Raw genomic sequence first — 13,765 nt, 5'->3', positions numbered from 1 at the left:
GCTCGCCGCGCCGTCGGAAGGCGTGAGCTTCGCCTCTTCAACCCAGGTTGTCCCGTCAAAGCGGAACACATAGGCCGACCCGGAATCCGATCCGTTGTCGTCGTCGAGGTAGGCTCCGATCAGGGCCGTGTCGCCCGAGATCGAGACCGCAGCGCCGAATCGGTCGTCCGCCGCGGCGTCGGAAGCCATGAGCGTCGCGTCTTCAGTGACCGCCAGCGCCGCCGCTGGAGCGGGGATGAGACTCAGCACCACTGCCATCCATAGTCGAACCGAATGCACACAAGTCAACATCAGCAATTCCGTTCTTGGGCTCAACGATTATAGTGGGCCATAGCGCGCCGAAATGTCAAGAAGATTCGCTTAGTTGAGCACGGGCCAGCGGGACAAATCATCGCCTCTTCGTATTTTCTGCTTGATTTAGACAGGGTAATGTCGCGTCAAAATAACAGTTGACTTCGCTGTCCAGCAGCGAGGCAAGCTTACGGCACCTCAGTTATTCAAGTTGCCAGAGAAGGAATGGTGCGGCGAAGAGGACTCGAACCTCCACGGGGTTGCCCCCACCAGCACCTCAAGCTGGCGCGTCTGCCAAGTTCCGCCACCGCCGCACGCGGTGTCGAGTGTCCCCCGGCCTGGACCGATTCGATCTCGGCGGGGAATGCCACCCGTACTAACTGCCCGTCGTTCGTTCGCGACTGAGGAGGTCGCCGTGACGAGCCCAACACAAAGCAAGCTCAAAAAAACTGCGCCGCACGAGGACAGAAGAGCCTGTCGTCTGCAGCGCCGCGCAACCATACCCCACGACATTCCTCTCGCCAGGTTTGCGCGTCGACTTCTGGCTACTCTGAGCCCTCCGAATCAGGCATGGGAATTTCTTCGAGCGTATTCGCAGAAGGTACGTTCTCTACTTCCTCGAGGGCGCCCGCAGCGGGGGCGTCGGGATCCGAGCCAGGGGATTCGAGGTCGATGATTTCGTCGCCCATCTCGAGGGGGCTGGACGATTGATTGCCCAGGTAGGCGAGTGAGAGACTGGTCGACATGAAGATGATGGCGGAAGCCGTCGTGAGCTTGGTCAAGAAGTTGCCGGCGCCACGGCTGCCGAATACGGTGTTGCTCCCGCCGCCACCGAGGGCGGCGCCGATATCCGAGCCCTTTCCTCTTTGCAGCAACACGACCAGCACCAATACGGCGCAAGCCATGATGTGTAGAACGACGAGAAAGGTATTCATTGTGTCTCCTGCGCTTTGAACTCTGCTTGTGTGTTTCGCTACTGCTGGACTAGCCAGCGCTTTCGGCCGTGATTTTGATGAGTGCCGCGAACGAGTCCGGTTCCAGTCCGGCACCCCCGACCAGGGCTCCGTCGATGTCCGGTTGCGCCATCAGCGAGGCGCCGTTTTCCGGAGTGACGGAACCACCGTACTGAATACGGATCGATTCGGCGACTGTGCCGAATTGCTTGACGAGATGCTGGCGGATCAATGCGTGCACTTCCTGGGCGATCTCGGGGGTTGCGTTGCGCCCGGTCCCAATCGCCCAGACGGGCTCGTAGGCGACCACCAGGGCGTCACCGCTCTCTGCCTTGACCTCAGCGAGGCTTTCCTCGAGGGCCTTGCCCACGACTTCGAAGGTGCGGCCCTGTTCTCGCTCTTCAAGGGATTCGCCCACGCAGACAATGGGCCGGATCCCAGCAGCTTGCAGGGCCACGGCCTTGCGCGAAACGTCCCGGTTGGATTCGCCGCATTGCGCGCGCCGCTCGCTGTGGCCGACGATCGCGTAGCGACAGGAGAGTGCGCCCAGCATGTTGGCCGAGACTTCGCCGGTGAAGGCGCCGTCGCTTTCGGCGCTCACGTTTTGTGCGGCCAGGGAGATCGCACTTCCTCCCAAAGCGCGCCCCAGTCTATCGAGCGCGGTAAAGCTGGGTGCGATCACGATATCGATCGTCTGCTGCGCGTCGATCTGAGGCAACAGACGTTCGACGAATGCCTGGGCCTGGCTCGGCGTTTTGTTCATCTTCCAGTTGGCGGCGATGATGGGTCTGCGCATTTTGATCAGCGCTCCAAGGCGACGACACCCGGTAACGCGCGCCCCTGAACATATGCGAGGGATGCGCCTCCTCCGGTGGAAAGGTGGTCGATCTGATCGGCAAGTCCGAGTTGGTTGATGGCGGCCAGGGAATCGCCGCCACCGACGACCGAGGTGGCCGAACTCGCGGCGACACCCTTCGCCACGGTTGCCGTTCCCTCGGCAAAGGCCGGGATTTCGAACATGCCCATGGGGCCGTTCCAGAGAATGGTCCCCGCTTTCCGCGCTTCATCGGCGTAGAGGACCGCCGTGTCGGTACCAATATCGAACCCCAGCAGGTTGTCGGGGATCTCGTTCGTCGTGCGACATGCGTTGCTGTCTTCCGGGCTCGACGCGACCACGTGATCGGTGGGGAGCAGCAGGCGACAGTTGGCTTGTACGGCGCGCTTGCGGATGCGCCGGGCATCCTCAAAGCGATCGCGCTCAACCAGAGACTTGCCGACGCTCTTTCCCTCGGCGGCCAAAAACGTGTAGGCCATGGCGCCGCCGATCGCGATCACGTCAGCGCGTTCGAGCAACGCTTCGAGCACACCCAATTTGTCCGATACTTTGGCTCCGCCCAATAGACATAGGAAGGGGCGTTCGGGAGTGAACAAGAGATCGAGCTTCGACAACTCGGACTTCAACAGGTCTCCGGCTGCTACCTGGCTGAACTCCGCGACCATTCCCGCGGTAGATCCGTGGGCGCGGTGCGCGGTTCCGAAGGCATCGTTTACATAGATGTCGGCGAGTTTGGCCAGCTGCTTGGCAAAGGTGGAATCGTTCGCCGTTTCGCCGTCGTGGAAGCGAAGGTTCTCGAGCAAGAGAAGTTCGCCGTCGGCGAGCGCGTTCGCGGCAGATTCCGCGCTCTCGCCGACACAATCGTCGGCAAAGCCAACCGGACGCCCGAGACAATCGGCCAACAGTTTCGCGACCGGTTTGAGCGAATAGTCGAGGTTGCGCACGCCCTCGGGTCTTCCCAGGTGCGAAGCCACAACGACCCGCGCCCCGGACTCCGCGAGCCTGCGCAGGGTGGGGACCGAGGCCTCGATTCGGGTCGCGTCCGTAATCGTGTCGCCGCGCATCGGCACGTTGAGATCTGCGCGCACAAAGACGCGCTTTCCCTTGACGCCGTCGCCCGCGAGGAGCGAATCCAGGTCGCGAACGGTCATAATCTGGACATTCTCCCGATTGCACGTGTGTCGTTCTGGCGCGCGCAGGGGGTGAGGGTTGGTAGGCGGATTTTTGCGAGCGAGCATGGTACGGGAGGCCCATAGAACTGCCAACTCATTGCGTTCGTTTCGGTTTTCCCGAGTTCCGGTCGTGCTTTCCGACCCCGCCTTGATGCTTGATCGCACGGCATTCAGCACGCACGGCACTGGTGCCGCTAAGCTTAGAGAATTGCCCTGGGGGGGTGCAGGTCCTTTGGAGTCGAGACCCACAAAATCTGCGAACCAGCAAAGCCAGGGGATGCTGCGCCGGGCTGGCTGGATTTCATTCGGCACGGTGCTCGTGCTGGTGCTTCTATGGCAGAGCCAGGACCCGATGGCGGCGTGGAATGCAGGTCGCCGGTTCCAGCCCAAGGTCACGGGGGCAATCGAAATCGAGGGGCTCTCGAGTCCGGTCACAATTCGCCGCGATTCGCGCGGGGTGCCACACATTCGAGCGACGCGACAGGTCGAGGCCTGGTTTGGTCTGGGCTTTGTGCATGCACAAGACCGCCTGGGCCAGATGTTGTGGTTGAGGCGGTTGGCTCGCGGGACGAGCGCTGAAATTGAGGGGCGCGCTGGACTGCCGGTGGATCGATTGGTCCGCACCTTGGGCATCGGTCGGCTGGCCGATGCTGAAGCCTCTGGCCTCGACCCAGAGACCGCTCCCGAACTCTTTGCCTATGCCGCGGGGGTGAACGCCCAACTGAGTCGCCTCGCTGCGGACCGTGTGCGCTCGCTGCTCAATGCGTCGCCAGCGGCGGCGGCAGAATTGCCTTGGAGCCCCGGGGACAGCATCGCGCTGATGAAGCTCTTGCACTGGACCATGGGTCCGTCGCTCGAAGCGGGGATCGTATTCTCCGAGTTGGTCGAGACACTCGGCGGCGTCGGGGCGCTGCCACTGCTTCCCACCGGGCTCGGTCTAAAGGGGATCGGACTCGCCTTCGATCTGCCCGGCGACAAACCCAAGCCGCAGATGCACCGCAGGCGCGAGCGCGATGATCTGAGCGAACTGGCGCGCAGTCGCGCTCGGTTGGCTGCAACAACCCTGCAGGTTGGGGCTTGGATCGTTCCCGGAGAAGATTCCGCGAGCGGTTCGCCGCTGCTCGCGGCAGAGTTCCAACTCGCCCCGTCTGCGCCAGCGCTGGTCTACGAAGCTCATATTTCCGCCCGTGGACTCGACGTCATCGGGGCGACGGTGCCCGGTCTTCCCGTCTACTGGACAGGTCGCAACGCAAATGTGGCGTGGGCCCTGACGCCGGGCCGCACCAACACGATCCAGCTTTACCGCGAAACCCTGCGGCGGGTCGGAGACACGCGCGAGGCGAAAAGCGGAAAGCGCTGGATTCCCCTGGTCGAGCGCGTGGAAGTGATTCGGGTTCGCACCCTGACCGGAGAACTCAGCGGAGAAAGCCTGAAGATCGAGAGCACGGGGCACGGTCCTTTGATCAACCATTTGGTCGAAGGGGAGCACGAGCCGCTGGCGCTCGCCTGGGCTGGTGCGAGTCCGGGGGATGGCCTCGCGGCGTTGATGGGTCTGCTGCACGCGACCGACGCCGAAGATCTGGTCGCGCACCTGGTCGATCATCACGAGCCGGTCCTCGCGGTGGCCTATGCGGACCGCCAAGGTTCGATCGGCTGGCAGCTCACGGGCTGGATTCCCAAGCGCTTGCTTGCCACGGCGCTGCTCCCGGCACCGGGTCGTCAGCGGGGTTTCGATTGGGTCCATTCCCTTCGCTACAGCTCGCTTCCCTATAATCGCGGCGAAGCTGGATCCCGGCGCTGGATCATCACTGCCGACAATCCACTCCTCGCGGACCCGACGAGTCGCCAAATTGAATGGAACTGGCGCAACGGAACGCGCAGTCGCCGGATCGAGCGCGCCCTGGCCCGGCTTCGCAGTGACGGGCCGATCGATCTTCGCGGCCTCGCCCAGATGCAGACCAAGCTCACCTCACTGCTGAGCCCGAAGGTGATGCCAGCGATCCAGACACTACTCGCCCAGGTGCCGGGTCTCAGTCCGGAGGCGCGGGAAGTCTGGCAAATGATGCAAGGCTGGGATGGCCGATTTGCTCCCGATCGCCGCGGCGCTGCGGTGTACCGCGTCTTCGCACACGATCTGGTTCGCAAGCTACTCGGCGCGAAGATCCCCGCCGAGTTGGTCGATCGCTACCTCGCTCTGGCGGGGGTAGAGCCCCGGGTGTTTGTGGAGGCAGCCTTGGTGGAGGCGGCATCGAAGGGGCTACCGGGGGGATGGGGTGATCCCGCGTTGCTCGCTCCGCTGCTGCCGGGAAGTTTGCATCAGGCATGGATCAGTCTTTCGTATCAACGCGGGCCGAGTCGCGAGCGCTGGAATTGGGGTGGGCTCCATCAGCTCGCATTTCGCCCGTTCATCGCCTTTGACGCCGGGGCCAGTGATGTGCTCTTCAGCTACGGCTCGGAGAGGCCATACCCGGGAAATGGCGGGGTTGTGGGCATGGCGGACTACGACCCGACGCGACCCTATGCGGCGCGCAGCGCGGCGCTGTATCGCATTGCCATGGATCTGGCCGCCGACGATCGGATCCTCACCTCCCTCGCCCCCGGCCAATCGGAACAGCCGGGGCAAGCCCACTACCGGGACGGGCTCAGCCCTTGGTTGAATGGCAACCCACGCATGTTCGCCCGCAGTTCGTTTCTGGTCGAAGAGCACACGGTTGATCTCTTGCGACTCGAGCCCAGCCGATGAGCGCTCGGCGAATTTCCGAACCCATGCCCTACCGCATGGCCTATGCAGAAGTCCCCACGTTCTATGTCTCGGTTGAGCGCCAGGACGACCCGGCGTTGCGCGCCCGACCCGTAATCGTTGGCGGCGATCCGCACAAGCGCGGCAAGGTTCAGTCGGCGAGCCACGAAGCACTGGCTCGTGGTGTGACGCTCGGCATGGCGGTGGAGGATGTCCACCAGATGTGTCCGGAGGCGCTTTTGCTGCGCACCAACATGAAGCGCTACCGCGAGATTTCATCGCTGCTCCACAGTGCGCTGCGAGGGAGTTGCCAGGGAATCGAGATCGACGGCCTGGCCGGGGCGTACCTGGAACTCGAACCGGCGGCGCTGCGGGATGCGGAATCGGCTCGCGCGGCGGCGAAACAACTTTCCGATCGCGTGCGCGAAGAACTGGGTTTGCCGCTGCGGGTGGGGATCGCGCCGGTGAAGTTTCTGGCCAGGCTCGCTGCGCTGGAGTCGGGGCCCGAGGGTGTGCGCTGTCTTGCCGATCTCGATGTGGCGGACTTCTTGTCGCCCCTGCCAGCGGAACGCTTGCCGGGTGTCGGTGCCAAGACACGCGCAACTTTTGCCGACATGAAGATCGCGACGATCGGCGAACTTCTCGCTCTCGACGTTGCTGGGGTCGAAGAGCGCCTTGGACGTCATGGGCGGCGAATCTTGGCCTACGCGCGGGGCGAGGACGAAGCGCGGGTTCGCACTGCACCTCATCCCAAGAGTCTTAGTCACGACTTTACCTTTGACGAGCCGGTTCTCGAGCGCGCGGCCGTCGAGTCCTGTCTCGCGCGTCTTTGCAAGGCGGCAGAAGAAGGGCTGCGTCAACAGCGACTGTGCGCCCGGCGGGTCGCAATCAAGCTGCGATACGAAGAAGGCAAGACAGCGACTCGCACCCGCACCCTACTGCGTCCGATTCTCGACGCGGGCGAGATCCACTTCGCCGCGCTGCGTCTGCTCGACCGTACAGAAGCGGGGAGAATTCCCCTGAGACTGATCGGAATTGCACTCGGGGGCCTGGGTCCGGAACCAGAACCCGATGCACAGCTCGAACTCTTCAAGCGCTGATCAAGCGCCTAGCGAGCTTGGATGCGCGTGGGTTGCACCCGATAGAGGTGCCGATAATCCGCCATCTCTAGAATTTTCCCCGTGCTCGTGTGCGCGTTGTGCGGCTGGTGTGCATATGAGCAACGCGTGCTCAAGCCCGCAGGAACAGTATCCGATTAAGGCGTTGCAACCCGGAAGGGAAAGCGGGGAGAACGCCGGATGGCCGGAAACGGAACAGATGATCGACGCAAGTACCACCGGATCGCAACGGATCAGGTGATTTCGTTTGCCGAGATCGATCGACCCGACCGACTCGCAGTAGGCAAGAACGTTTCTACGGGCGGAATCAGTTTCGAGGCGGTCGGCTGCGAAATCGAACTCGGCGATCTGCTCCGGGTGACGTTCAACGTGATGCAGCAGACCGTGGTTGCGACTGGGCTCGTGGTTTGGGCGACGGATTCGGATCCGATCAGTACGGAGGTCGGAATCGAGTTCATCGAGATCGATCCGCTTGCCTTGCGTCTGCTCGAGGAGTCGATGGAACCCGATTCCGAGACGATGGAAGAGTCGGTACACCCCGCACTCTCGGCGATCGAAGAGACCCAATAGCCGCAAGTGGACCGCTGCTCCTGCCGGCGCGCTGCCCGATCCACTTTTCGCCTATTTCCGATCGCTTGACAGGCCCCCCGCGTGGGTGCGAACGTCCGGCCCATGGCGGATTTTCATCAGAACGGGGTGATCTCAACCCTTCATCGCCTCGGCACTCCGGACCTGGGTCGACTCGAACGCGAACTGGTCGATTACTCGAGTCAGCTTCCCATCGGACTCGTACTCCCGACTTTGTTCTCCGAGATTCGCGGCCCGGCGCTGAAAGGAATCGTCGAAGTGCTCGCCCGTGTGCCCTACCTGGGGCAAGTGGTGGTGAGCTTGTCCGGACAGGCCGAACGCGATGAATACGAGCAGATGCGTTCGTTATTCGAACCCGTCCGCTGCATCGACGGATCGCCCACGACCATAATCTGGAACGACGGGGCGAGGGTTCAGGGACTTTTTCGTCGCCTGCGAGAAGAGGGACTCGATCCCGGCGCCGAAGGCAAGGGCAGGGCTACCTGGATGGCCTGCGGCTACGTGCTGGCAACCCAGCGCGCTCGCGTCGTGGCCATTCACGACTGCGATATTCTCAACTACTCCCCCGAGCTGCTCGCCCGTTTGTGTTACCCGACCGCGAACCCCAACCTCAGTTACGAATTTGCCAAGGGCTATTACAGTCGCGTGACCGATCGCCTGCACGGTCGGGTGACTCGCTTGTTCATGACTCCACTGCTGCGCTCGATGAAGGCGGTGTTGGGTTCGCAGCCGCTGCTCGAGTATCTCGAGTCGTTCCGTTACCCGCTTGCGGGCGAATGCTCGCTCACCACCGACCTCGTGCTCGCCAATCGGATTCCCGCGGACTGGGGACTCGAGGTCGGGGTGTTGGCCGAGGTGTATCGCAACTGTTCCCTCAAGCGCGTCTGCCAGGTGGAGTTGGTCGACAACTACGACCACAAGCATCAACCGCTGTCCGAAGGAGATGCGAACTTCGGACTGCACCGCATGGTGGTCGATATTGCGAGTTCGTTGATTCGCAATCTCGCAAGTTATGGTGTGGAGTTTGACGCCGGGTTTCTCAACACCATGATCGCTGCCTATGTTCGCACGGCCCAGGACGCCATCGCGCGCTACAGCGACGACGCGAAGCTCAACGGCCTCCAGTTCGATCGGCATCAAGAAGAACTCGCGGTTGAAACGTTCTCGCACGCCCTGCGTCGGGCGGGGTTGAATTTCGTACGAGATCCCATGGGCGCACCGCAGATTCCCAACTGGAGTCGCGTGATCTCAGCCTTGCCAAACTTCCTCGACGAATTCCGAACTGCGGTCGAAGACGATTCCTTGCAAAGATGATCCCGCCGCCCGGCGGTTGATCCATTCTCAGCTTTTGCGAGGGGCCAGGGGTGTTCTACGGTTGTTGAGGGAGCGTGGCGCGCAACGCTTCGTCGATTTCAGATACGAGATGGATGTTCAATTTGTCGATCACATCCTTGGGAACATCGATCAAGTCCTTCTCGTTGCGACGCGGCATGACCACGGTTTCAATTCCCGCCCGAGCCGCTGCGAGAATCTTTCCCTTGATGCCCCCTACCGGCAGGACCTTGCCGCGCAGGGAGATCTCACCGGTCATCGCGATGGTGCCCAAGGAAAGGCGGTCCGACAGCGCCGAGACAATGGCCGTGATCATCGCGATTCCCGCCGAAGGGCCGTCCTTGGGGACCGCGCCGGCCGGCAGGTGAAGGTGGATCTCGCAAGCTTCGAGCGCGTCGTCGCTGAGTCCGATCTCACTCGCGTGAGCGCGTACCCAGGACAGCGCCGCTTCGGCGGATTCGCGCATCACGTCGCCGAGTTGGCCCGTGAGTCGCAGGAGCACTCCTTTGCCGCCGGCGATGCGCCGCGCTTCGACGAACAGAATCTCGCCGCCGTGAGCAGTCACCGCCAGTCCCACCGCGGTGCCCGCAACGGCAATGCGTTCCGCGCGTTCGTGCATGTGCGGCGGGGCACCGAGAGACTCGCTGACAAACGCAGTGTCGATCTCGACCGTGGTCGCAGCGCCGGGATCTGATGCGATGCGACGGGCCACCTTGCGCATCAAGGTTGCGATGTGTCGCTCGAGGTTACGCACGCCGGCTTCGTTGGTGTATTCGAGCACAACCATTTCGAGCGCCGAGTCGTGGACGACAACGCGTTCGGGGGTGAGGCCGTGGGCCTCGAGTTGCTTGCCGACGAGAAACTGGCGGCAGATCGCGAGCTTTTCACGCTCGGTGTACCCGGTGAGTTCGATCACTTCCATCCGGTCCAACAGGGCCGGCGGAATCGTGGACAGCGTGTTCGCAGTGGCGATGAACAGGACCTTCGACAGATCGAAGGGAACCTCCATGTAGTGATCGCTGAACGCGTTGTTCTGTTCGGGGTCGAGGACCTCGAGCAGGGCGGAGGAGGGATCGCCGCGGAAGTCGCTTCCGAGCTTGTCGATTTCGTCGAGTACGAAAACGGGGTTGCGGGTTCCCGCGCGCTTGAGACTCTGAATCACCCGGCCCGGCATGGCGCCCACGTAGGTGCGCCGATGTCCCCGGATCTCGGCTTCGTCGCGCACGCCACCCAGAGAAGCTCGGGCAAATTTGCGTTGCATCGCCCGGGCAATGGAACGACCGAGAGAGGTCTTGCCGACCCCGGGTGGGCCGACAAAGCACAAGATCGGCGCCTTTGCATCGGGGGCCAACTTCCGTACGGCAAGAAATTCGAGAATTCGTTCTTTGACTTTGTCGAGGCCGTGGTGATCTGCGTCGAGTACCTGTCGCGCATCCGCCAGATCGAGCTTGTCGGTGGTTTCTTTGTTCCACGGCAGGTCGAGGATCCATTCCAGATACGTGCGAATCAGGTGTCGATCCGGAGCGTGTTGGGGCAGGGCGGTGAGTCGCTTGAGTTCGCGATCCGCCTGTTCTTCGACATCCTCGGGCAATTCGAGCTGGTCGAATCGCTCACGCAGTTCGTCGACTTCCCGGAGCCCGGCATCGCCCTCGCCGATCTCGGATTGGATCTCTCGCATACGACTGCGCAACATTTTTTCGCGATGCTTGGGGTCGATGTCGTCTTCAGCAACGTCTCCGCGCAGGGATTGCTGCGTTTCTGCGATCGTCACCTCTCGTTCGAGATGGCTCTCTACGATGCGCAAGCGCTGAGCCGGGTCCGACTCTTCGAGCAGGCGGACCCGCTGTTCGGGGGCCAACGGGAGATTGGACGAGACGAGATCGGCGAGCATGCCGGCGGTCGGGATGCCGGCCAGGAATATCTTCCATTCGTCCGGGAGGTCGTCGCGAAGATCGATGACCCGCTGGGCGAGCATGACGACACGACGCCAGTTGGCTTCGGCCGCGGGGTCGTCGAGGGGGAGATCGGGCAAGGGGGTGACCGAGACCATGACCTGAGGTTCGAGGGTGACGAGCTTGTCTACGCGAGCGCGCGAGACCCCGGCGACCAACGCTTGTTTGCCCTCACCCCGGGCATCGATGATGCGGAGCACCCGGACAATCGTGCCGACGGGGTGAAGTTCATCGAGGCTGGGTTCCTGGGCTCCGGAGTCGCGTTGGGTCGCGAGTAACATGTAACCGTTGTGCCCAGCGTGGGACAGGGCGGCGAGGGATTTGCGGCGTCCAATCGCGAGGGGCACCGTGACGCCCGGGTACACCACCACATCGCGCACCGGAATCAGCGGAAGCACGCCGGGGACAGTGAAGATCTCATCGCCCGGGCCGCGGATTTCATGTTCGCGGCTGGCACCGGTCTCGCCGGAGTCGTCGGGCGGCTGCCCTGGATCGTGTTCGTCGCTCACGCTCGCTCCCTTCGGATCGCAACCCTATGCACCCCGACGCTGGGGTCAAGGGCTTTCTCGCGGCAAATTCGACCAAAATGCTGACATCGCGGGCGGGAGCGTTAAGAGGCAGTGCCGACCCGAGGTACCCAATGGAGAGCGCCTGGAACATAGCCTGTAACTGCGTCTGGAAAAGCTGGATGGTGCCCGGGACTGGAGTCGAACCAAACTGAAAGAAATCTGTCTAAGGGGATTCAACGAGGGTTTTCGAACATCCATTTGTGCACTCCGATTGAACGTGAATCAAGACCGGCGAAAACGTCGCGGAATCGAAGGACAGTTTATCAGGTAAGGTTGTTTCTGCGTTCGCCAAAAGCGTGGGACTCCGACGCCTGCGCGGACTTTGTGCAGCGTACGCCATGAGCCGAACAGGGAGGGAGAAAATGAAGGCGCTCCCCAGACGGAAACCAGTCCGGTGATCGATTCCCCGCTGCTTTTCGAAATCGTCTTGTTGTTGGTTCTCACCGCAACAGGGCTCGCAGTCTTCGAATGGCTCCGCTTGCCCTCGATCGCGGGTTTTCTCGTGGTTGGCGCGTTGGCCGGCCCCGGTGGGCTCGGCATCGTGAGTCGGCCAGAGAGCGTGAGCTTTCTTACCGAGCTAGGGGTCGTCTTTCTTCTGTTCGAGATCGGTCTGGAACTTCCGGTAGAGCGACTGCGACGGCTGTGGCGAACGGCGCTCGTTGCCGGCGGCACCCAGGTCGTGTTGACGAGTGCGACGGTCGCCTGGATCGCCACGTTGTTCGGGGTCCAGCCTTCGGCCGCATTCGTGCTCGGGGGCATTGTCGCGATGTCGAGCACCGCTCTGACCATGCGACTGCTCATCGAACGCGGCACGGTCGATGCACCCCAGGGACGGCTCGCCGTTGCAATTTTGATCGCCCAGGACCTCAGCATCGTGCCGTTGCTCCTGGCAATTCCGCTACTGGCCGGAACCGCAGAAGCCGGACGCGGGCTGCCGGAACTCGCCATGGCGATCGGACGCATGTTGGCCGCGCTCGGGGGCATGCTGCTATTGGTACGCGTCCTCGTGCCACGGCTGCTCGACCGCGCCGCGAACCTGCGCTCCCCCGATCTCTTCAGCATGTTGGCTTTGATACTGGTATTGGGTTCGGCGTTGGCCGCCCAGGAGCTCGGCTTGACCCTCGCGATCGGCGCCTTTCTGGCGGGCGTTGCAGCCACAGCCTCCCCGTACTCGCACCAACTCTTTTCTGAGATCGTACCGCTGCGCGGGGTGCTGATCGGTCTCTTCTTCACCGCGGTGGGAATGCTCTTCGAACCGCGGGTTCTCGTCGACCAGGCGCCCGCAGTGCTCGCGTATCTAGCGGCCGCGATGCTCCTCAAGGCGGTAATCGTGGCCAGCATCGCGGCGCGTCTCGCAGGCGAAAGCCCGCGGGTTGGAGTATTGGCGGGCGCAGCCCTTGCCCAGACGGGCGAGTTCAGTTTCGTGCTCGCCGAGACCGCCCACGCCGCAGATCTGCTGCCCGACGATCTCCACCAGGTCGTGATCGCAGGCTCCATCTTGAGCTTGCTCGCGACCCCGTTTTTGATTCGCGCGGCCCCCCGGATCGCAGAATTTCTGCTGCGCGGTGCGGATGATGAGGATACCAAGACCAGCGCACCCGACGGAGACGAAGCAGGCGAGGGCCACGTCATTTTGATTGGCTTTGGCCACGCGGGGCAGACGTTGACCCGTACCCTGCGTTCGATCAACATCGACTACACGGTCGTCGATGGCAACGCGAGCAGCGTGGCCCAGGCACGCGAAGCCGGGGAACCGATCGTGTTCGGTGATGCAACGCGACCGCCGGTACTGCGCAGGCTCGGAGTCGAGCGCGCAGGGCTCGTCGCCATCGCGATCAATGATCCCCTCGCCACGCGACGCATCGTATCTCGCATCCACGCCATCGCACCAGAAACGCCGGTGCTGGCGCGCACGCGTTATGTGCGGGAAGTCGACATTCTGGAACAGGCAGGAGCCCGGGTTGTCGTCGCCGAAGAATACGAAGGGGCCCTCGAACTCGTTGCCCGAACCCTCGAACATTTCCGAATTCCCAGCGCCGCCGTACACAACTTCACCAACGCACTCCGGGAGGAGGGCTACGGCGCAATCCGCACCCCCAACTCCATGACCCTCGACCCCTGGCTCGTCGAACTGCTCGACCAGATCGAGACCGATTGGATCGACGTCCCCGTCGAGTTTCGGGGCGAGATCAGCCTGCGCGAACTGGACGTAAGA

10 protein-coding genes and 1 tRNA gene are annotated in these 13,765 nt (G+C 62.7%); 5 read left to right on the top strand and 6 right to left on the bottom strand.

Annotated elements, in window-relative coordinates; all coding sequences use genetic code 11:
- The 5 genes from IH881_18080 to IH881_18060 form a co-directional block, all read right to left on the bottom strand.
- A partial coding sequence (locus tag IH881_18080) for an FG-GAP repeat protein (protein ID MCH7869607.1) occupies positions 1-249 on the bottom strand: 249 nt, incomplete at its 3' end.
- Between the two features lie 268 nt (positions 250-517).
- Positions 518-605, bottom strand: a tRNA-Leu gene (locus tag IH881_18075).
- A gap of 231 nt (positions 606-836) precedes the next feature.
- A complete protein-coding gene (gene secG, locus IH881_18070) occupies positions 837-1,226 on the bottom strand; it encodes a preprotein translocase subunit SecG (GenBank protein ID MCH7869606.1) in 390 nt (129 codons plus the stop codon).
- 49 nt (positions 1,227-1,275) lie between these two features.
- Positions 1,276-2,040, bottom strand: coding sequence for a triose-phosphate isomerase (locus tag IH881_18065; protein ID MCH7869605.1), 765 nt, complete (start codon positions 2,038-2,040; stop codon positions 1,276-1,278).
- A 5-nt stretch (positions 2,041-2,045) separates the two neighbouring features.
- The gene (locus IH881_18060; protein MCH7869604.1) at positions 2,046-3,230 is read right to left on the bottom strand and encodes a phosphoglycerate kinase; all 1,185 of its coding nucleotides are present in this window, start codon (positions 3,228-3,230) and stop codon (positions 2,046-2,048) included.
- Between the two features lie 253 nt (positions 3,231-3,483).
- On the opposite strand from IH881_18060, the gene IH881_18055 reads away from it, so the two are divergent.
- The 4 genes from IH881_18055 to IH881_18040 all read left to right on the top strand — a co-directional run bounded on the left by IH881_18055 (position 3,484) and on the right by IH881_18040 (position 9,011).
- Positions 3,484-5,994, top strand: a complete 2,511-nt coding sequence (locus IH881_18055) for a penicillin acylase family protein (GenBank protein MCH7869603.1) — start codon at positions 3,484-3,486, stop codon at positions 5,992-5,994.
- Positions 5,991-7,091 (top strand): DNA polymerase IV, encoded by a 1,101-nt coding sequence (locus IH881_18050; protein MCH7869602.1) that lies wholly within the window; start codon positions 5,991-5,993, stop codon positions 7,089-7,091. The genes IH881_18055 and IH881_18050 overlap by 4 nt, the downstream gene beginning before the upstream one ends.
- A 198-nt stretch (positions 7,092-7,289) precedes the next feature.
- A complete protein-coding gene (locus tag IH881_18045) occupies positions 7,290-7,679 on the top strand; it encodes a PilZ domain-containing protein (GenBank protein ID MCH7869601.1) in 390 nt (129 codons plus the stop codon).
- Positions 7,680-7,781: 102 nt separating this feature from the next.
- Positions 7,782-9,011, top strand: coding sequence for a glycosyl transferase (locus IH881_18040; GenBank protein ID MCH7869600.1), 1,230 nt, complete (start codon positions 7,782-7,784; stop codon positions 9,009-9,011).
- A gap of 55 nt (positions 9,012-9,066) precedes the next feature.
- Here IH881_18040 and lon read toward each other — a convergent pair whose 3' ends face one another.
- Positions 9,067-11,490: an endopeptidase La gene (lon, locus tag IH881_18035; GenBank protein MCH7869599.1), complete on the bottom strand. Its 2,424-nt coding sequence runs from the start codon at positions 11,488-11,490 to the stop codon at positions 9,067-9,069.
- A gap of 454 nt (positions 11,491-11,944) precedes the next feature.
- Between lon and IH881_18030 the strand changes: the two genes are divergently transcribed.
- Positions 11,945-13,765: cation:proton antiporter (locus IH881_18030; protein MCH7869598.1), on the top strand; the 1,821-nt coding region annotated here is incomplete at its 3' end.

It is taken from the genome of Myxococcales bacterium (genome assembly GCA_022563535.1).
GTDB lineage: Bacteria > Myxococcota_A > UBA9160 > UBA9160 > UBA4427 > DUBZ01.
The sequence above is the reverse complement of the archived record's forward strand: the minus strand, read 5'-3'. Positions and strand labels throughout refer to the sequence as shown.